Below are 19916 nucleotides of genomic sequence, written 5' to 3'. Positions count from 1 at the left end.
GGAAGTGATGGATGTGCCGGAATTACCAGAGGTTGAAACCGTCCGGCGCACTCTGACCGGGCTTGTAAAGGGAAAAACAATTAAATCGGTAGAGATCAGATGGCCAAATATCATCAAACGGCCTGCCGAACCGGAGGAATTTGCGCGAAAACTAACAGGAGAAACGATACAGTCTATCGGAAGACGGGGAAAGTTTTTACTGTTTCATTTAGATCATTATGTCATGGTTTCCCACCTTCGAATGGAAGGGAAATACGGGCTTCATCAAGCGGAGGAGCCAGACGATAAACACGTGCATGTCATATTCACGATGACGGACGGAACTCAGCTTCGTTACAGGGATGTGCGAAAGTTCGGAACCATGCACTTATTTAAACCGGGAGAGGAAGCGGGCGAGCTTCCGCTTTCTCAGTTAGGGCCGGAGCCGGATGCAGAAGAATTTACGAGTGCATATTTAAAAGAACAGCTTGCTAAAACAAACCGTGCTGTCAAAACCGCCCTGCTGGATCAAAAAACGGTTGTCGGACTCGGGAACATTTATGTGGACGAGGCTCTTTTCAGAGCGGGTGTCCATCCCGAAACGAAAGCAAATCAATTATCAGACAAGACAATCAAAACACTTCACGCTGAAATCAAAAATACCCTGCAGGAAGCGATTGACGCGGGCGGCAGCACTGTCCGCTCATATATCAACTCCCAAGGGGAAATCGGAATGTTCCAGCTTCAGCATTTTGTGTACGGAAAAAAAGACGAGCCGTGCAAAAATTGCGGAACGATGATTTCAAAAATTGTCGTCGGAGGCAGGGGCACGCATTTTTGCGCGAAGTGCCAGAAAAAAAAGTAGCATAATGCTTCATCGTCCAAGCTGTCGGTGCATATATCAGTAATTCTGTAATAGAGGAATGCCATTTTCGAAACACGGATTTTTTACTTTTCCATATATATGATTGTGATGAATCCCGGGCATTTTACATCTGATACAAGAGCACCAACAGAAAGGAAGAAACGGATATGCAAATGGTTTCTATTCTGCTGCTGGCGTTGGCTGTCAGCTTGGACAGTTTTTCAGTCGGATTTACGTACGGTTTGAGAAAAATGAAAATACCGTTTAAAGCGATTTTGGTTATCGCCTGCTGTTCCGGTGCTGTCATGTTTATATCCATGCTGATCGGAAGCTTTCTCACAAAGTTTTTTCCTGTATATGTGACGGAGAAGCTTGGCGGTTTGATATTGGTCGGCATCGGTGCGTGGGTTCTGTATCAATTTTTCAGGCCGGCAAAAGACAAAGAATACTTATTGCATGAAAAAACGCTGCTTAATTTAGAGGTTCGGTCATTAGGGATTGTGATTCATATTTTGAGAAAACCCATGAGTGCGGATATCGACAAATCGGGTGTGATCAATGGAATTGAGGCGGTCTTATTGGGATTTGCCTTATCAATTGATGCCTTCGGAGCAGGTATAGGGGCAGCCATTCTCGGTTTTTCACCGATTGTGATGAGCATCGCCGTGGCAGTCATGAGCTCGCTGTTTGTATCAATCGGAATCAATGCCGGCCATTTTCTGTCTAAGTGGAAATGGATCGATAAAATGGCGTTTTTGCCGGGGCTTCTGCTGATCACGATTGGGCTCTGGAAATTGTAAAAAGGAGTTGATCTCTTGACCTTAGTCATTGGTTTAACGGGAGGAATAGCTAGCGGCAAAAGCACGGTTGCCAATATGCTGTTTGAAAAAGGAATAACAGTTATAGATGCAGATATTATTGCAAAAAAAGCGGTAGAAAAAGGGATGCCGGCCTACCGGCAAATCATTGACGAATTCGGTGAAGACATTCTGCTCCCAAATGGCGATATAGATCGGAAAAAGCTTGGGGCACTGGTATTTACAAATGAACAAAAGCGTCTCGCTTTAAATGCAATTGTTCATCCCGCAGTCAGGCAGGAAATGCTTAAGCGCCGTGATGAAGCCATTGCAAATCGGGAGGCATTTGTTGTATTGGATATCCCGCTATTGTTTGAAAGCAAATTGGAATCTTTAGTTGATAAAATTATTGTGGTCAGTGTGACCAAAGAGCTTCAGCTGGAACGTCTTATGAAGCGCAATCAGCTGACGGAAGAAGAAGCGGTCAGCCGTATCCGCGCTCAAATGCCTTTAGAGGAAAAAACAGCAAGAGCAGATCAAGTCATCGATAACAGCGGCACGGTTGAAGAGACCAAACAGCAGCTTGATGAAATCATCACTGGCTGGTCATAATACAAAAACACCGTTCAATATGAACGGTGTTTTTTCATTAAAAATCAAAGTTGTCCGGATCAGGACCGACGCGCAGGTTTTCATTCAGCGCATCGATTCGGTTCATGTCACTCTGTGTTAATTCAAAGTCAAATACGCTGGCATTTTCTTTAATACGATGTTCTTTCGTTGATTTAGGAATCGTAATGATGCCATGCTGCAGATCCCAGCGCAAAATGATTTGCGCGACAGATTTGTTATATGTTTGAGCGATGTCTGCCAGTACAGGATGATCCAGCAGCTGCCCCTGCATTAAAGGTGACCAGGCTTCCATCTGGATGCCTTGTTTTTGGCAGTATGCCATTAGCTCTTTTTGTGTAAGGCGCGGATGGAATTCCACTTGGTTGATCATAGGCTTGATTTCAGCAGCCGTCATCAAATCTTCAAGATGATGGATTTGGAAGTTGCTCACGCCGATCGCTTTGACACGGCCTTCTTTATAAAGTGTTTCAAGCGCTCTCCATGCTTCTTTGTATTTTCCCTCTACAGGCCAGTGGATAAGGTATAAATCTAAATAATCCAAACCGAGTTTTGACAGGCTTGTTTCAAACGCGGCGAGTGTTTCCGTGTATCCTAAATCCGCATTCCACACTTTTGATGTAATAAATAGGTCCTCTCTTGAGATGCCTGCTTCGTCAATACCTTGCTGAAGTCCTTCTCCGACTCCAGCTTCATTTCCATAGATAGCGGCAGTATCAATACTGCGGTATCCGTGAACAATTGCGGTTCTAACGGCGTTTACCAGTTCAGTTCCTTCTTCCACTTGGAACACGCCGAGGCCGAACCAAGGCATTTTCACCCCATTATGAAGTGTTGCTGTAGCTTGTAAATGTGTTGTCATGTTGATTTCCTCCTTTGAAATTGTCAGGCTGCCTGCCGATCTCGTTTTTCCATCAAGCGGCTCCAGCCTGTTAAGATAACTGCACCGACTACCATTAATCCGCCTATCCAAGCGGTATGAATCAGTCCGATTGAATCGGTAATCACACCTCCAAGGTATGAGCCAAGCGCAATCCCTGCATTAAAGGCAGCGATATTCATCGCGGATGCGACGTCAACTGCACTCGGGACAAAACGTTCAGCCAGCATAACGACATACACCTGAAGGCCGGGCACATTCATAAAGGCCAGCAAGCCCATACAGAGAATAGTAATGAGGCCAGCTGTTTGATATGGAGCCGTAAATGCTAGTACGAACAGAACGAGTGCCTGTACGATAAACATATAGAATAAAGCGGCAATCGGATTTCGGTTTGACAGCCTTCCGCCGATCATATTGCCGATTGCGATGGCAATTCCGTATCCGAGCAGGATCACTGCTACAGTTCCGGCTTTGAAGCCTGTTACTTCCTGAAGCAAGGGAGACAGATATGTGAACACAACGAATGTTCCTCCGTATCCAAGCGCCGTAATGACAAATAAAAGCAATAACCGGCCGTTTGTCACAAGCTTCAATTGATCTCGCATCGTTGTTTTCGTCCCTTTTCGTAATTTGGACGGAACAAGGATGCCATTTGTAATGAAAGCAATAACTCCGACGGCGATAATAACCATAAAGGCAAAACGCCAGCCGAGCTGCTGACCGATAAACGTGCCGAAAGGAACACCGGTTACAGTTGCCACAGTGAGGCCTGTAAACATAATCGAAATCGCGCTGGCCCTTTTATCCTCAGGGACAATATCCGCTGCGATCGTCGAACCGATCGACATAAACACACCGTGTGAAAAAGCTGATATCACACGTGCTGCTAATAAAATCCCGATACTTGAAGCGGTAGCTGCCATCGTATTCCCGGCAATAAAAATGAACATGATCCAAAGCAATAGCGTCTTTCGTGACATGCTTGACGTCAATGAAGTTAAAATAGGGGCTCCGAATGTAACGCCAAGCGCATATAGGGAAACGGTCAATCCCGCTGTTGTGACAGGAATGTCCAGATCATCAGAAATTAACGGCAAAAGGCCGACGCTGATAAATTCGGTTGTCCCTATGGCGAATGCACTTACAGCCAGAGCCAGGAGTGCAGGAATGCTGCTTTTGCTTTTATTGGCTGAAGTCATCATATTCCTCCTTTGTGTAATGTGTTGTATGATTGAAATTCTGCCGAGTAAGCTATATAAATAAAATAGAGCAGATTCAAATCAGCCGGCAAATGTGATTATGAAAGATATCATCAAGAAAGAAAAGTACGTACTTTTAAGTGCTATAGTCACTTTTTAGTGCCTGTAAGGAGAATGAACGGTATGGAGAAGAAAAAATATAACATTTCTGTTGAAGCGACTCTTGAAGTGATCGGCGGGAAATGGAAGTGCGTCATTTTATGCCACCTGACGCACGGAAAAAAACGCACGAGTGAATTAAAGCGCCTGATGCCTAACATCACGCAAAAAATGCTGACCCAGCAGCTGCGTGAGCTGGAAGCGGACGGTGTCATTAACCGGATCGTGTACAATCAGGTTCCTCCCAAAGTGGAATACGAGCTCAGCGAATACGGCCGCAGCTTAGAAGGGATTTTAGACATGCTGTGTGCTTGGGGAGCGAATCATATTAACAGAGTGTACGGGGATACATTTTCTGTGTTAGAAGAAAGTGTGCTCAATGATAAGTTAAAACAGGAATCATAAAAAGAGCAGTCAGTGCGGAGCGCTGGCTGCTTTTTGGTTCTTACGCCTGATATTGTGTGCAAGAAAACCTATAATGCATCATAAATTAGCGTTATAATCGTTGATTTTTATCAATATGTACTGGCGATTTCATTTTAATGTGTTATACTAATTTTAGATAGCAGTAAATTAGGATGGCATAATTGATAAGGGGTGTCCAACATGAAGGTAAAAGTAGCGATCAACGGGTTTGGAAGAATCGGAAGAATGGTCTTCAGAAAAGCAATGTTAGACGATCAAATTCAAGTAGTGGCCATTAATGCCAGCTATTCCGCAGAAACGCTGGCTCATTTAATAAAGTATGACACAATTCACGGCAGGTACGACAAAGAGGTTTTGGCTGGTGAAGACAGCCTGATCGTGAATGGAAAGAAAGTGCTTTTATTAAACAGCCGTGATCCAAAACAGCTTCCTTGGGGCGAATATGATATTGACATTGTCGTTGAAGCAACAGGAAAATTTAATTCAAAAGATAAAGCGATGGGCCATATAGAAGCGGGTGCGAAAAAAGTCATTCTGACTGCTCCGGGAAAAAATGAAGACGTTACCATTGTGATGGGAGTAAATGAGGACCAATTCGACGCTGACCGTCATGTCATCATTTCGAATGCGTCATGCACGACAAACTGCCTTGCGCCTGTTGTTAAAGTGCTGGATGAAGAATTTGGTATTGAGAGCGGGCTGATGACCACGGTTCATGCGTATACGAATGACCAGAAAAATATTGATAATCCGCACAAAGATTTGCGCCGGGCGCGGGCCTGCGGTGAATCCATCATTCCAACGACAACTGGAGCGGCAAAGGCGCTTTCGCTCGTACTGCCGCATCTGAAAGGAAAGCTTCATGGCCTCGCCTTGCGTGTCCCTGTTCCGAACGTCTCATTAGTTGATCTCGTTGTCGATCTGAAATCAGATGTAACGGCTGAAGAGGTAAACGAGGCATTTAAACGGGCTGCCAAAACGTCGATGTACGGCGTGCTTGATTATTCAGAGGAACCGCTCGTTTCAACTGACTACAATACGAATCCCCATTCAGCGGTCATTGACGGGCTTACGACAATGGTAATGGAAGACAGGAAAGTAAAGGTGCTCGCATGGTATGACAACGAATGGGGCTACTCATGCAGAGTCGTTGATCTGATCCGCCATGTAGCGGCACGAATGAAACATCCGTCTGCTGTATAGAATAAGGTCATGGACGCACTTTGAAGAAAAAACCCTTAACAGCATATTTCTGAAAAAACGCACCTTGCAAATTAGACTTAAACACAGTATACTATTTTTCGTGAACTTCTTGCTTGAGACTGTTTCGGAATTACTTAAAGGGTTAGGACCTCTCCGGACTAACTTTCCCCCGTGGTAAATGGCCGACCCAGTTGTTGGAATTTCACTTTTTAATTCTTGTTAAGGGGGGTCCATGACTATGGAAACAATGGGGCGTCACGTTATCTCCGAGCTATGGGGATGCGATTTTGATAAGCTGAATGACATGGATTTTATTGAAAAAACGTTTGTAAATGCTGCTCTAAAATCAGGTGCTGAGGTGCGCGAGGTTGCATTTCACAAATTTGCACCGCAAGGCGTAAGCGGAGTTGTGATTATTTCTGAATCACACTTAACAATTCACAGTTTTCCTGAGCACGGATATGCGAGCATTGATGTTTATACTTGTGGAGACTTAGATCCTAATGTTGCTGCTGACTACATTGCAGAGGCATTACATGCTGATACAAGAGAAAACATTGAAATACCGAGAGGAATGGGGCCTGTGCAAATTAAACAGGCGCAAGCGAAGGTACTATAAAGTAATCACGAACACAAAGGGAGCTGAAGCTAGAAAGCCGTTATGCGCTTTTTAGCTTATGCTCCTTTTATTTTTATAAAGAAACAAGAGTGGTCAGCTTTTTCTTTTTTCATTTTTTTTGTAAAATAAGAAAGAGATTTTCACAAACCACCTGATGCTGTAGAATGCTTTACACAACGGCTCTCCCGACAGATGGCTGTCACATTTATTTTGAAAAGGCGGAGGCTGCCGAAAATACATTGCAGGGAACGAAATAGTTGGGAGCTGATTTTATTGAAATGTCCTTCATGCCAGCATAACGGAACGCGAGTCCTTGATTCACGTCCTGTGGATGACGGAAAATCGATTCGCCGAAGACGTGAGTGCGAATCCTGCCACTACCGGTTTACGACCTTTGAGAAAGTAGAGGAAACCCCGCTCATCGTAGTGAAAAAAGAAGGCGTGCGTGAGGAATTCAGCAGAGAAAAAATGCTGCGCGGTCTCATAAAAGCATGTGAAAAAAGACCCGTTTCACTCAAAACGCTTGAAGACATGTGCTTTGATATTGAAAAAGAACTTCGCAATCAAGGCTGCTCTGAGGTAAAAAGCGAGCTCGTCGGAGAAATGGTCATGGACCGGCTGGCTAAGATTGATGAAGTCGCATATGTGCGGTTCGCGTCCGTCTATCGGCAGTTTAAAGATATAAATGTCTTTATCGACGAATTAAAAGACTTAATAAAGAAAGAGCGTTAAAAGAGCTAAGAGGATTCTTCTAGCTCTTTTCTCATGTGCAAAATTGGCATTTGATAGATATAAGAAACGGTGTAAAATGAAAGGTAGAAACAAATTCGGAAGGTTTGAGAATGTATGGCTGACTATTGGAAAGATGTACTGCCTGTAGATCCGTATGTGGTCAAAAGCAGATCGATGCTGCAGGATATAGACAGACAAATTATCACACAACTGTATCAGCCCTTAATCGGCCCTGTTGCATTCTCTCTTTATATGACATTGTGGGGAGAGCTTGAACAAAACCGTTTGTGGGGCGGAGAGTCCACACATAGACAGCTGATGGGGATGACACAGTCCAATTTAAAAACGATTCATCAGGAACAGGGGAAGCTCGAGGGCATCGGATTGCTAAAAGCATATATGAAAGAATCCGAGCGGCAGGAGCGCCTCTTTATATATGAACTCCTCCCACCGCTCAGGCCAAATGAATTTTTTGAAGACGGAATGCTGAATGTTTTTCTGTACAATAGAGTCGGAAAAACAAAGTATCAGCAATTAAAACAATTTTTCACGCACCCGGCTATTTCAGAAGATGCGAAGGACATTACGCGGCCGTTTAATCATGCGTTTGAATCGCTGCAGCCGAGTGAATGGAAGCTCACATCTGATATGGAGGAAACGGTGAGACTTGCGCCGGGCACAGAATATACTTCTGTCGGACAAGCGCCGTCCTACACCATAACGGAGGAAGTGTTTGATTTTGATTTGTTTTTAGCGGGACTTTCTGAGACGATGATTCCGAGAAAAGCGATGACCCAGCAGGTGCGCGACACAATCAAAAAGCTTTCTTATCTGTATGGCATAGATCCTTTGCAGATGCAAAATGTCGTGATGAGTGCGATTGATGAGCGTGATGTGATTACGACGGAGGCTTTAAGAAAAGCGGCCAGCGATTGGTATCAAATCGAAAGAAACGGACAGCTGCCTGACTTAGTGGAAAAAACACAGCCGGTGCACCTGCGTGAAGGCGAAAAGCCGGTGGAAGAGGATTCACTGGACGGAAAGCTGATCGCATTGCTGGAGGCGATTTCTCCGAAGAAGCTTCTCCAGGACATTGCCGACGGAACAGAGCCGTCAAAAGCGGATCTGAAAATCATTGAAGAAATTATGTTTGAACAGAAGCTCGAGCCAGGCGTTACAAATGTGTTAATTTATTATGTCATGCTGAAAACTGACATGAAGCTATCGAAAAACTATATTCAAAAAATCGCCTCGCATTGGGCGCGCAAAAAGGTAAAAACGGTCAGAGAAGCGATGAAGCTCGCGATAGAAGAAAACCGCCAATACCTTGAATGGGCTGAGGGAAAAGCAAATCAGCCTTCAAAACGAAACCAAAAAGTGATTCGCGAAGAAAAACTTCCTGATTGGATGAAAGAAAAAGAGACAGCATCCGATTCAGAAGCCGGACAGCAGAAGCTGCAACCGCAGGATTTGGAAGAACAGAAGAAAAAGATGATGGAAGAAATGCAAAAACTGAAAAAATACTCTGCCTATTAAAGGCAGAGATGCGGGGTGAAGTAATAGATGGAACCAATCGGCCGTTCCCTGCAGGGCGTAACCGGCAGACCGGATTTCCAAAAACGCCTAGAACAAATGAAGGAAAAAGTCATGAATGATCAAGATGTTCAGGTATTTTTGAAGGAAAACGAAGAAATAATTGACCAAAAAATGATCGAAAAGAGCTTAAATAAGCTTTATGAATATATCGGGCAAAGCAAGAATTGCTCCTATTGTTCGGAAGATGAAGATTGCAACAATCTGTTGGAGGGCTACCATCCGAAGCTTGTTGTCAATGGCCGCTCTATTGATATCGAGTATTATGAATGTCCGGTCAAACGGAAGCTCGACCAGCAGAAAAAACAAAAGTCTCTTATGAAAAGCATGTATATCCAGCAGGATCTCCTCGGGGCAACGTTCCAGCAGGTCGATATCAGTGACCCGAGCAGGCTCGCGATGTTCCAGCATGTTACAGATTTTCTGAAAAGCTATAATGAGACGGGAAAAGGGAAAGGACTGTACTTATACGGGAAGTTCGGGGTAGGAAAAACGTTTATGCTCGCTGCGATTGCCAATGAGCTGGCGGAAAAAGAGTATTCCTCTATGATCGTCTATGTGCCCGAATTTGTGAGAGAGCTTAAAAATTCGCTGCAAGACCATTCATTGGAAGAGAAACTCAATATGGTCAAAACAACACCCGTATTGATGCTTGATGACATCGGGGCGGAATCAATGACAAGCTGGGTAAGGGATGAAGTCATTGGAACGGTGCTTCAGCACAGAATGTCCCAGCAGCTGCCGACTTTCTTTTCTTCTAATTTCTCACCTGACGAGCTGAAGCATCATTTTACGTATTCGCAAAGGGGAGAAAAGGAAGAAGTAAAAGCGGCAAGACTAATGGAGCGGATATTATATCTGGCTGCTCCGATCCGCCTTGACGGAGAAAACCGCCGCCATCCGTAATCGCTGCGGTTCAAAGGGGAAGGAACTGAGGGTATGAAAATAAAAACGGCTGTTAAATGGCTGGCAGTGCTTGCAGGTGCAGGTTTAGTCTATTGGGGAAATAAAACGTATTTGAATTTATCGCCGAAAGAGATCAGAGTATGGGTATTGTCATTCGGGGTCTTTGCGCCGCTTATGTTTATCGGGATATCCATCGTCAGACCTCTTGTTTTATTTCCGGTATCTGTTATTTCTATAGCGGGCGGACTTGCGTTTGGCCCGCTTGTCGGCACGCTTTACACATTGTTCGGTTCGATGTGCGCTTCTGCTGTATCGTTTTTTGCGGCCGGTTTGTTTGCGGCGAAAAAGAACGGCCATTACGAAAAGCTGGAAGCCATTCAGAAGCAAATGGAGGATAACGGATTTTTTTATATCTTTCTTTTAAGAATCCTGCCGATCAATTTTGATTTCGTCAGCTATGCGGCAGGCCTTTCCAATGTCAAAGCGCTGCCGTATTTTGCAGCGACGGCCGTGGGAATCATCCCTGGAACCATTGCGCTGAATGTGCTGGGAGCGAGCTTTTTGACTGGGAATCTGCCCGCTTTCTTTATGGTGCTCACTTTGTATATCGTTTTTGTCTCGCTGCCATTTATCTTCAGAAAGAAAATGCAAAGCTTGTTTCAAGAATCAAATTAAGATTTGCCAGTGACCTTTACGTCTATTTTAAAAACATCCCCCATATACTTGTAACAGATGCCGTAAGGGGGGACAAACATGCTTGAAATAATCTTTGAAGATGACCATGATGCAGCCGCTTTTTTACATCTCATTCAGCATTCGGACGATCGGAACAACCTCATTGTCCGTGAAGGCATACGGAAAATCGGGATTGAAAAAGCGAAGCCGGCTTTCTCTATTCAGCGTTTTATGGAGCCAATTCTGGTCAAATTTTTTTTGGAATGCAAAGAAGACGAGCATATGCTGTCATTGATTGAGGGAACATACTGCTTCACGGACCAGGATGAACAGCAGCAAATCCTTCAGCTCGCACACAGTATTATTGAAGGAGAAGCGGACGATCTTCCGTTTGAGCCGCTAAAGCTTTCGCGGAAACAATCAATTTTGGATGAACTCCAAACGATCTGTTTAGAGGAAGGCGTATTTTCCATTCGTTCTTTTCAGACTTTCCGACTCGGACAATACTACAAGCAGCTGAGAGACATTACGGAAGCGGCGATAGATGAATATAAGATGGAACAGGAATATCAAAACTTTATTCAAACACTCAGAGACTATGTAACAGCCAAACAGCCGCGAATCAAAAAGGTGCATATTGTCCATGATGGTTCATTTACATTGTGGGAGCTGCGCTATGTGCCGGAACGGGAAAAAATGAAATACATAGACAGGCGATTTGTCCGGGATCATCCTATGTACATTGATTCTCATTTGCTTGCGCCGCTGATTTCCATCGCGCCTGATGAAGTGGTGCTTTACACCGACCAGCCCGAGCACATGATGGCAAGGACCATTCAAAACGTATTTCAAGAGCGAATGGAAATGCTTCCGCTGCACGCTTTTTCAGGTGCAGAAATACCGGTAAAGCACTCGGAAGGATAAGGGCCGGCAGCCTGTATATATAAGGCTGTCGGTTTGAAAAAAAGGAAATACGATCGTGTTGATTTTTTGGAATGAACAATTTATAATACATAGGAGATCAAGAAAGACACACGTATTGATAAGGACATGAAGGAATGATACCGGCTCAAAGAGAGGGAAGTCACGGCTGCAAGCTTCCCAGCTAAGGACCATTCGCTTTACCGCCTTTGAACTTCAGCTGTGAACTCCTTCATAAGGAACAGTAATGGCTGACGGGAACTCCCGTTACAGAGCTTAGAGCCGCAGGTGCCGGGGTATTGGCTATGCGGAAAAAAGGGTGGAACCACGATTCCGTTTATTCAACCTCGTCCCTTTCATAGGGGGCGGGGTTTTTATATGCAAAAAAAAGGAGTGACAAAGATGTCAGATATGGTAAAAATCACATTTCCTGACGGAGCAGTCAAGGAGTTTGCGAAAGGAACAACAACAGAAGATATCGCGGCATCCATCAGTCCGGGATTAAAGAAGAAATCATTAGCCGGAAAACTGAACGGAAAAGAAATCGATTTGAGAACACCGATCAATGAAGACGGTACAGTGGAAATCATTACAGAAGGCTCAGAAGAAGGTCTTCAAATTATGCGCCACAGTACGGCTCATTTGCTGGCTCAAGCGATTAAACGCATCTACAAAGATGTTAAATTCGGTGTCGGTCCAGTCATCGAAAACGGTTTTTACTACGATGTAGAAATGGAAGAAGCGATTACGCCGGAAGATCTGCCGAAAATTGAGAAAGAAATGAAAAAAATCGTCAATGCGAACCTTCCGATCGTTCGAAAAGAAGTCAGCCGTGAAGAAGCGAAAGCCCGTTTTGCAGAAATCGGCGACGACCTGAAGCTTGAACTATTGGATGCGATTCCTGAAGGAGAAACGGTTTTGATCTATGAGCAAGGCGAATTCTTTGACCTGTGCCGCGGCGTGCACGTTCCTTCAACAGGAAAAATCAAAGAGTTTAAGCTGTTAAGCCTTGCAGGTGCATATTGGCGCGGTGACAGCAACAACCAAATGCTTCAGCGCGTATACGGCACAGCGTTCTTCAAAAAAGCTGATCTTGAAGAGCATCTTCGCATGCTTGAAGAAGCAAAAGAGCGTGACCACAGAAAGCTCGGCAAAGAATTAAAGCTGTTTGCGAATTCTCAAAAAGTCGGACAAGGACTGCCGCTTTGGCTGCCAAAAGGCGCGACAATCCGCCGCGTCATCGAGCGCTATATTGTCGATAAAGAAATCAGCCTCGGCTATGAGCACGTATACACACCTGTGCTTGGAAGCAAAGAGCTGTATGAAACATCAGGACACTGGGATCATTATCAGGAGGGCATGTTCCCTCCGATGGAAATGGATAATGAAACACTTGTGCTCCGCCCGATGAACTGCCCGCACCATATGATGATTTACAAAAACGACATCCACAGCTACCGCGAGCTTCCGATTCGTATTGCGGAGCTGGGAACAATGCACCGCTATGAAATGTCAGGTGCGCTGTCAGGTCTTCAGCGTGTGCGCGGCATGACATTAAACGATGCGCACATCTTTGTGCGTCCGGATCAAATTAAGGATGAGTTTATCCGTACAGTCCGTTTAATCCAGGAAGTATATGAAGACTTCGGTTTAAGTGATTACACATTCCGTCTCTCTTACCGTGATCCGGAAGACACAGAGAAATATTTTGATGACGATGAAATGTGGAACAAAGCACAATCCATGCTGAAAGAAGCAATGGACGAAATCGGCCATGATTATTACGAAGCAGAAGGTGAAGCGGCATTCTACGGCCCTAAACTTGATGTTCAGGTGAAAACAGCGATCGGCAAAGAAGAAACATTGTCTACGGTTCAGCTTGACTTCTTATTGCCTGAACGTTTCGATCTGACTTATATTGGCGAAGACGGCAAGCAGCACCGTCCGGTTGTTATTCACAGAGGTGTCGTATCAACAATGGAACGTTTTGTTGCCTTCTTAATCGAAGAACACAAAGGCGCGCTGCCAACATGGCTTGCACCGGTTCAATTCCAAGTCATCCCGGTTTCTCCGGCTGTGCATTTAGACTACGCGAAAAAAGTGCAGGAACGCCTGCAGCGTGAAGGCCTGCGCGTAGAAGTCGACAGCCGTGATGAAAAAATCGGCTACAAAGTCCGTGAAGCGCAAATGCAAAAAATTCCGTATATGCTTGTGGTCGGTGACCAAGAGGCAGAAAACGGAGCGGTAAACGTCCGTAAGTACGGAGAGCAGAACTCTGAAACCATTTCATTTGATGATTTTGTGAAAAAGGCAGTAGCTGAAGCGAAAAAATAACATAAAAAAGAGCATGATCTCATTGAAGAGATCATGCTCTTTTTATTTCTCTAATATAGGAAACAAATCATGAAGGCTGCTGATGATGTAATCAGGCGTCACGTCAGTTTCGTTTTTCTTATCCGTCCGGTTGATCCAAACGGTTTTCATTCCGGCTCTTGAAGCGCCTAAAATATCAGTATTCAAATTATCGCCGACCATGATCGCATCGTCTTTTTCAATATTCATCAGCTTAAGGCAGTGTTCAAAGATTGAAACATCCGGTTTCCCTTTGCCGAAAGCGCCCGAAATGACGATTTCATTGAAATAAGGAGCGAGTTCAGGCACGCCTGCGAGTTTCTCCTTTTGCAGACTCGGATCTCCGTTTGTCAAAAGCAGCAATTCATACTTGCCTTTTAATTGATCGAGTACAGCAAATGTCTCATCATATACAAACGGGCGTCTTCTGCGCTCTGCCGCAAAAAACTCTCCTAAAAATTCGCCGTATGCCGGATCATCGATGCCAAGCGCTTTCAGTCCGTTTGTCCATGCATTTCTTCTGTACTCCGGCACAATCTTGTTCAGCTTCTGAAATCCTTCACTGATCGGTTCTGAGAAATTGGACCACAGTCCTTCAAACGGGTTAATGCCGATCATCACTGTATATGGATACGTCTCATATGACATGTACAATTCTCTCGCCGCTTCGCGAACAGCTGCTTCGAATGCCTGATGGTCAAGGCCATATTTTTTCTCCGCTTGTAAACAAGTTTCTGCAAATGTTGTTCTGACGCTTTTTTCATCCCAAAGTAGTGTATCGTCTAAATCAAAAAATACGGCTTTCATGATCTTCTCCTCTGCTTCAGATTCAAATCTTTCTGCCAAAAGGCTCATGTTTTATTTTACAATAGATAATAGCCTTGTGAAATATGTTTTCAGACGATTTTAAAAAAACAGTCAGCCATGAAATTCATGGACCGAAAACATGCTAGAATGAAAATGGAAAGAACAGGTGACATGCATGATTCATTTAATGATTATGATGCTTGAGAGGGTAGGGATTATTGTTATATTGGGGTTCATTCTCGCCCATACAAAGCTGTTCAGACAAGCGCTGCAAAATCAGGACGGCTATAAAGGAAAAGCGGTTTTAATTTCTATTTTTTCTCTTTTCAGCATCATCAGCAATTATACAGGCATTGAAATTCAAAAAAATATGATTGTAAACAATGACTGGGTGTTTGCGATAGATCCGTCTGGCTCTATTGCAAACACCCGTATTTTGGGCGTGGAAATCGGAGGCCTTCTCGGAGGTCCGTTTGTAGGGGCGGGGATCGGTATACTGGCAGGCCTTCATCGTTTTTCGCTCGGCGGCAGCACGGCCTTAAGCTGTGCGGTATCATCCGTTTTAGCGGGTGTTCTTGCCGGCTTTATCGGCAGGTATTTTACGAAGCGCTACCGAATGCCGACACCGCGTGTCGCCGCTCTTGTGGGAATCGGCATGGAGTCACTGCAGATGGTGATTATTTTGCTGATGGCAAAGCCGTTCAGTGACGCTTGGGAGCTTGTCAGCATGATCGGAATTCCGATGATACTCATCAATGGGACAGGCAGTTTTATTTTCCTGTCGATTATCCAAGCGATCATTCGCAAGGAAGAGCAGGCAAGGGCGCTTGAAACGCACAGAGTGCTGACGATTGCTGACCAGACGCTTCCATTTTTTCGCCAAGGATTAAATGAAAACTCCTGTAAAAGTGTAGCGTCTATTATCCATAAGCTGACCGGAACGGATGCGGTGTCTCTCACTGATAAAGAAAAGATCCTTGCGCATGTCGGCGCGGGAATGGATCATCACATCCCATCAAAAAGCTTGATCACCGGCCTGTCCAAAAAGGTGATAAAAACAGGGCAAATTATGAAGGCGATTTCACAGGAAGAGATTGAATGCACACATTCTGAATGCCCTTTGCACGCGGCAATTGTCCTGCCGCTGACATCAAACGGAAATACAATCGGCACCTTAAAAATGTACTTTAAAAACCCGGCAGGCCTGAGTCAGGTAGAAGAGGAGCTTGCTGAGGGGCTGGCCATGCTGTTTTCGACACAGCTTGAGCTTGGGGAAGCAGAGCTGCAAAGCAAGCTTCTCAAGGATGCTGAAATAAAAGCGCTTCAAGCACAGGTGAATCCGCATTTTTTATTTAATGCGATCAATACAATTTCTGCGTTATGCCGCACGGATGTTGAAAAAACCCGTAAGCTCTTATTGCAGCTCAGCGTTTATTTTCGTTCAAACCTTCAAGGAGCGAGACAGCTGCTGATTCCGCTCTCAAAGGAGCTGAACCACCTCCACGCCTATTTATCATTAGAACAGGCGCGTTTTCCTGGGAAATATAAGATTGAGCTCAATATCGACAGCAGGCTGGAGCAGATTGAAATCCCACCGTTTGTTTTACAGGTGCTTGTGGAGAACGCGCTTCGGCATGCGTTTCCGAAAAAACAAGACATGTGCAAAGTTACGGTCTGTGTCTTATCTGATGATACATCCGTCTATATGAAGGTGACGGATAACGGACGGGGAATTCCGCCGGACATCCTTCCCGAGTTGGGAAAGAAACCGTTTCCGTCTAAGGAGGGAACCGGCACAGCGCTTTATAACCTGAATCAGCGGCTGATCGGTTTATTCGGACAGCAGGCCGCACTGAATATCAGGAGTGAGGTTCATAAAGGGACAGAGGTTTCCTTTCGAGTGCCAATGCAACATATGAAAGAGGGAGAAGAACATGCTCAGGGTGTTAATAGTTGATGATGAGATGCTGGCAAGGGATGAACTGGCTTACTTGCTCAAGCGGACCAATGAGGAAATGGAAATCAATGAAGCGGAAAATATTGAATCTGCTTTTGATCAAATGATGGATCAAAAGCCTGACTTGCTGTTTTTAGACGTTGATTTATCCGGAGAAAACGGTTTTGATATCGCAAAGCGGTTGAAGAAAATGAAGCATCCTCCTGCTGTTGTGTTTGCGACGGCATATGACCAGTATGCGCTCAAAGCATTTGAGGTGGACGCCCTTGATTATTTAACCAAGCCTTTCGATGAGGAAAGAATTCAGCAAACGCTGAAAAAATATAAAAAAGTCAATCGGGATATTGTTGAAACAGATCAGAGCAGTCATTCCGGCCAGCACAAACTCGCACTATCTGTAGGAGAATCAATAGTGATCGTAGATACGAAGGACATTATCTATGCCGGAACGGAAGATGGTCACGTCAATGTAAAAACCTTCGATACATCGTATACGGTCAGCGATACGCTCGTTGTCATTGAGAAAAAGCTGTCTGATGCTGGTTTTATCCGCGTCCATCGGAGCTTTGTCGTCAATACCGAATATCTTAAAGAAATTCAGCCGTGGTTTAATTCAACCTATAACCTGATTATGAAAGATGGATCAAAAATACCGGTCAGCCGGACATATGCGAAGGAATTGAAAAAGCTGCTCCATATTTGATGGGCGGCTTTTTGCATTTCAGCCATTTGTTTCTGCAACTCAGTCCCGCTATTCGGCATGTTATCTTGTAAGCGCTTTATAATAAGGGATTCTTATTTATAATGGGGGTACCAAAGAGAAAGAGGTGAAGAAAATGAGTGCTAAAAAAGTGTACGGGTTTTTAACACAAGCATTTATTTTTGCCGTCATTATGCTGGTTTCAAATATGATTGCCGCTATTGTCCCAATCCCTATCCCGGCATCGGTTGTAGGGTTGGTCTTATTATTTCTCCTATTATGTTTGAAAGTCATTAAACTGGAACAAGTAGAAACGCTCGGAACGTCTTTAACCTCTCTGATCGGATTTTTATTTGTTCCGTCTGGTATATCTGTTATGAATTCGCTTGGCGTGATGCAGCAATACGGTTTGCAAATTGTTCTTGTCATTCTGCTCGCAACGATTATTTTGCTGGGGGCTACGGGATTGTTTTCTCAGCTGATTCTTTCGCTGAGCGGAAAACGCAAAACCGCAGCGGAAGTGAAAACAAAAACAGTGCAAAGCCCGCAGAACAATAAAGAACTCGTTCACCATTAAGGAAAAAGGAGGTTCTTCAGATGGAAAGCACAATGAGTCCTTATTTCGGAATTGTCGTATCACTTGCTGCATTCGGCATCGGCACCTTTTTATTTAAGAAAACGAAAGGCTTCTTCCTTTTCACTCCTTTGTTTGTTGCCATGGTGCTTGGGATCGCTTTTTTAAAAATCGGCGGTTTTTCCTACGTGGACTATAATAACGGGGGAGAAATCATTAAGTTTTTCCTTGAACCGGCGACGATCGCTTTTGCCATTCCTTTGTACAAACAAAGAGATAAGCTGAAAAAATACTGGTGGCAAATCATGTCCTCCATTATTGTCGGCTCTATCTGCTCTGTCACGATTGTTTATTTACTCGCAAAAGGCATTCACCTCGATGCGGCCGTGATGAAAAGTATGCTCCCGCAGGCGGCAACAACGGCAATTGCGCTTCCTTTATCAAAAGACATCGGAGGCATTAGCGATATCACTGCCTTTGCGGTCATCTTTAACGCTGTCATTGTGTATGCGCTCGGAGCATTGTTCTTGAAGGTGTTTAAAGTAAAGAATCCGATTTCTAAAGGATTGGCACTCGGAACGTCCGGACATGCACTCGGTGTAGCTGTCGGGATCGAGATGGGAGAAGTTGAAGCTGCGATGGCAAGTATTGCTGTTGTCGTAGTGGGAGTGGTAACGGTTCTGGTCATCCCTGTGTTCATGCAGCTGATCGGAGGATAAGCCAAGGCTGAATGCCTTGGCTTTTTCTTTTATGGTGCGTCTTCGGGATCGATATACCCTTGTTTAATGCCCCATTCCACTTGATCGTCATGCCACTTTTTTCGTTCTTCATAACCATAACTATCGTCATCAGGAAGCTCTGAAGCTGGCTGTTGAATGGTTTTATCCGTCTGGCTCGAGGAAGAAGGTGGATCTTGACTATTAGATGAGGGTGCCTCGGTCTGCTGCCGTTGTGCCTGCGATTGCCGCTTTTTTTCAGCGTTCGCTTTCTGTTCTTTTTGGATTGCTGCCTGCCGCTGTCTTTCAAGTTCAGCTTGTCTTTCCGCTTCCGCTAATCGCTGTCTCTCTGCAGCCTGCTGCTCTGCCAATCGCTGTCTCTCCGCTGCTTCCTCCTGCTGTTTCTTTCGTTTCGCCTCCCGCTCTTTTTCACGTTTTTTCTCGGCTGCGATCTGTCTTTGCTTCTCGGCTGCTTCTTTTGCCTTCCGCTTTCCTAACTCAGCAGCGAGTGGACTCTCGAAATCCATGTCCAGTGAAACGGGTTTTAGTTTTTTCAGCTCTTTTTCTAGTTCCTTTTGATTAAATACTACGGCTGTCTTAACCGTTTCAGCTTTTGGTTCAGAAGATGTGCTGCTATTCGAGCAACCGGTTAATATCAATGTGAAAAATAAAGCAAGCTGTATCAGTTTGTTCATGTGTCAGACTCCCTTCTGCTTCTTATATCGGTTAGGGATTAACTTTACTTTACATTTTTTCCTGTCAGTGGTTTTATGGGAAGCTGCGAAATAAGGAGAAGGATGGAAGGAGACTATTGATTCTATATACAATAGAATCAGATGTTTACCATCCTCGGCTCATGGTCTTTATTCATGGCGGGGTGTCAGCGGCTGGATGTGGGAACAGCAAATCAGCTACTTTCAGCATTTCGGGGATCGGTCATGTAGCACCGCAGGCTGAACCGAGCTTATTCAACAGAACACTTGATGCGTGGCTAAGCGGTTCAGAAACTTTCCATTCTGGATGAGGATGAAAGATTTTCTTTTTCTCTCTTGCACTCATAGAAAACCCATGTTACAATGTAAAAGTTGTTCCGGATAAGTCGTCCTTGACTAAAGATCCGGTATTGTGTAGAATAGTTATTGAATTGAATATAAATCACAAGTAGAAGCACCCGCTTCTCACCTGATTGACACATGCATGTAGTTGGCAGGTTGACCGTACAT

General features: G+C 44.5%; 20 protein-coding genes, 1 pseudogene and 1 other annotated feature (1 of these 22 only partly in view). Of the genes and pseudogenes, 17 read left to right on the top strand and 4 right to left on the bottom strand.

The genetic code is table 11. From position 1 onward, the window contains the following. Positions 1–13 precede the first annotated feature (13 nt). From mutM to coaE, 3 genes and pseudogenes are all read left to right on the top strand, one after another. Positions 14–844: a DNA-formamidopyrimidine glycosylase gene (mutM, locus tag LWH95_RS06905; RefSeq protein ID WP_133486492.1), complete on the top strand. Its 831-nt coding sequence runs from the start codon at positions 14–16 to the stop codon at positions 842–844. Between the two features lie 149 nt (positions 845–993). Then, positions 994–1644: pseudogene (gene ytaF / locus LWH95_RS06900) on the top strand (sporulation membrane protein YtaF); the annotation flags it as partial. Positions 1645–1659: 15 nt separating this feature from the next. Then, positions 1660–2253: a dephospho-CoA kinase gene (gene coaE, locus LWH95_RS06895; RefSeq protein WP_232919211.1), complete on the top strand. Its 594-nt coding sequence runs from the start codon at positions 1660–1662 to the stop codon at positions 2251–2253. Positions 2254–2290: 37 nt separating this feature from the next. Here the strand turns inward: coaE and ytbE are convergent, their stop codons facing one another. Both ytbE and LWH95_RS06885 read right to left on the bottom strand, forming a co-directional pair. Next, on the bottom strand, positions 2291–3133 hold the full coding sequence (ytbE, locus tag LWH95_RS06890) for an aldo/keto reductase YtbE (RefSeq protein WP_133486494.1): 843 nt from the start codon (positions 3131–3133) through the stop codon (positions 2291–2293). 23 nt (positions 3134–3156) lie between these two features. Then, on the bottom strand, positions 3157–4353 hold the full coding sequence (locus LWH95_RS06885) for an MFS transporter (RefSeq protein ID WP_003237758.1): 1197 nt from the start codon (positions 4351–4353) through the stop codon (positions 3157–3159). 183 nt (positions 4354–4536) lie between these two features. On the opposite strand from LWH95_RS06885, the gene LWH95_RS06880 reads away from it, so the two are divergent. The 9 genes from LWH95_RS06880 to thrS all read left to right on the top strand — a co-directional run bounded on the left by LWH95_RS06880 (position 4537) and on the right by thrS (position 13921). Continuing rightward, entirely contained in the window at positions 4537–4917 is a 381-nt protein-coding gene (locus LWH95_RS06880; RefSeq protein ID WP_003229458.1) for a winged helix-turn-helix transcriptional regulator, read from the top strand. Between the two features lie 201 nt (positions 4918–5118). Next, positions 5119–6141: a glyceraldehyde-3-phosphate dehydrogenase gene (locus tag LWH95_RS06875; protein WP_232919210.1), complete on the top strand. Its 1023-nt coding sequence runs from the start codon at positions 5119–5121 to the stop codon at positions 6139–6141. 238 nt (positions 6142–6379) lie between these two features. Next, positions 6380–6760, top strand: a complete 381-nt coding sequence (gene speD, locus LWH95_RS06870; protein WP_003223584.1) for an adenosylmethionine decarboxylase — start codon at positions 6380–6382, stop codon at positions 6758–6760. Positions 6761–7033: 273 nt separating this feature from the next. Continuing rightward, positions 7034–7492, top strand: a complete 459-nt coding sequence (gene nrdR / locus LWH95_RS06865; protein WP_003223586.1) for a transcriptional regulator NrdR — start codon at positions 7034–7036, stop codon at positions 7490–7492. 114 nt (positions 7493–7606) lie between these two features. Continuing rightward, positions 7607–9028: a replication initiation membrane attachment protein DnaB gene (dnaB, locus tag LWH95_RS06860; RefSeq protein WP_084992961.1), complete on the top strand. Its 1422-nt coding sequence runs from the start codon at positions 7607–7609 to the stop codon at positions 9026–9028. Positions 9029–9055: 27 nt separating this feature from the next. Continuing rightward, positions 9056–9991 (top strand): primosomal protein DnaI, encoded by a 936-nt coding sequence (gene dnaI / locus LWH95_RS06855; protein WP_019259143.1) that lies wholly within the window; start codon positions 9056–9058, stop codon positions 9989–9991. A 33-nt stretch (positions 9992–10024) separates the two neighbouring features. Then, positions 10025–10666: a TVP38/TMEM64 family protein gene (locus tag LWH95_RS06850; RefSeq protein ID WP_003237748.1), complete on the top strand. Its 642-nt coding sequence runs from the start codon at positions 10025–10027 to the stop codon at positions 10664–10666. Positions 10667–10744: 78 nt separating this feature from the next. Further along, positions 10745–11590, top strand: coding sequence for a putative sporulation protein YtxC (gene ytxC / locus LWH95_RS06845; protein ID WP_232919209.1), 846 nt, complete (start codon positions 10745–10747; stop codon positions 11588–11590). Positions 11591–11989: 399 nt separating this feature from the next. Further along, complete coding sequence (gene thrS / locus LWH95_RS06840; protein WP_232919208.1) at positions 11990–13921, top strand: threonine--tRNA ligase; 1932 nt, start codon at positions 11990–11992, stop codon at positions 13919–13921. 42 nt (positions 13922–13963) lie between these two features. On the opposite strand, the gene LWH95_RS06835 is transcribed toward thrS, so the two are convergent. Beyond that, the gene (locus LWH95_RS06835) at positions 13964–14746 is read right to left on the bottom strand and encodes an HAD family hydrolase (protein ID WP_019259141.1); all 783 of its coding nucleotides are present in this window, start codon (positions 14744–14746) and stop codon (positions 13964–13966) included. Between the two features lie 175 nt (positions 14747–14921). On the opposite strand from LWH95_RS06835, the gene lytS reads away from it, so the two are divergent. The 4 genes from lytS (at position 14922) to lrgB (ending at position 18696) form a co-directional block, all read left to right on the top strand. Continuing rightward, positions 14922–16703: a two-component system sensor histidine kinase LytS gene (gene lytS / locus LWH95_RS06830; RefSeq protein WP_232919207.1), complete on the top strand. Its 1782-nt coding sequence runs from the start codon at positions 14922–14924 to the stop codon at positions 16701–16703. Further along, a complete protein-coding gene (gene lytT / locus LWH95_RS06825; protein WP_019259139.1) occupies positions 16681–17406 on the top strand; it encodes a two-component system response regulator LytT in 726 nt (241 codons plus the stop codon). Before lytS ends, lytT begins: the two co-directional genes overlap by 23 nt. Before the next feature lie 133 nt (positions 17407–17539). Further along, on the top strand, positions 17540–17980 hold the full coding sequence (gene lrgA / locus LWH95_RS06820; RefSeq protein WP_232919206.1) for an antiholin-like murein hydrolase modulator LrgA: 441 nt from the start codon (positions 17540–17542) through the stop codon (positions 17978–17980). 20 nt (positions 17981–18000) lie between these two features. After that, a complete protein-coding gene (gene lrgB / locus LWH95_RS06815; protein ID WP_232919205.1) occupies positions 18001–18696 on the top strand; it encodes an antiholin-like protein LrgB in 696 nt (231 codons plus the stop codon). A 29-nt stretch (positions 18697–18725) separates the two neighbouring features. Here the strand turns inward: lrgB and LWH95_RS06810 are convergent, their stop codons facing one another. Then, positions 18726–19388 (bottom strand): hypothetical protein, encoded by a 663-nt coding sequence (locus LWH95_RS06810; RefSeq protein ID WP_232919204.1) that lies wholly within the window; start codon positions 19386–19388, stop codon positions 18726–18728. Between the two features lie 116 nt (positions 19389–19504). On the opposite strand from LWH95_RS06810, the gene LWH95_RS06805 reads away from it, so the two are divergent. Then, positions 19505–19717 (top strand): hypothetical protein, encoded by a 213-nt coding sequence (locus tag LWH95_RS06805; RefSeq protein ID WP_232919203.1) that lies wholly within the window; start codon positions 19505–19507, stop codon positions 19715–19717. A gap of 129 nt (positions 19718–19846) precedes the next feature. Further along, positions 19847–19916, top strand: a sequence feature (ribosomal protein L20 leader region) (it continues 61 nt past the right edge of the window).

Source organism: Bacillus sp. G16, assembly GCF_021282335.1.
GTDB classification, from domain to species: Bacteria; Bacillota; Bacilli; order Bacillales; family Bacillaceae; genus Bacillus; species Bacillus inaquosorum.
This window is presented reverse-complemented; position numbering and strand designations above follow the sequence as displayed.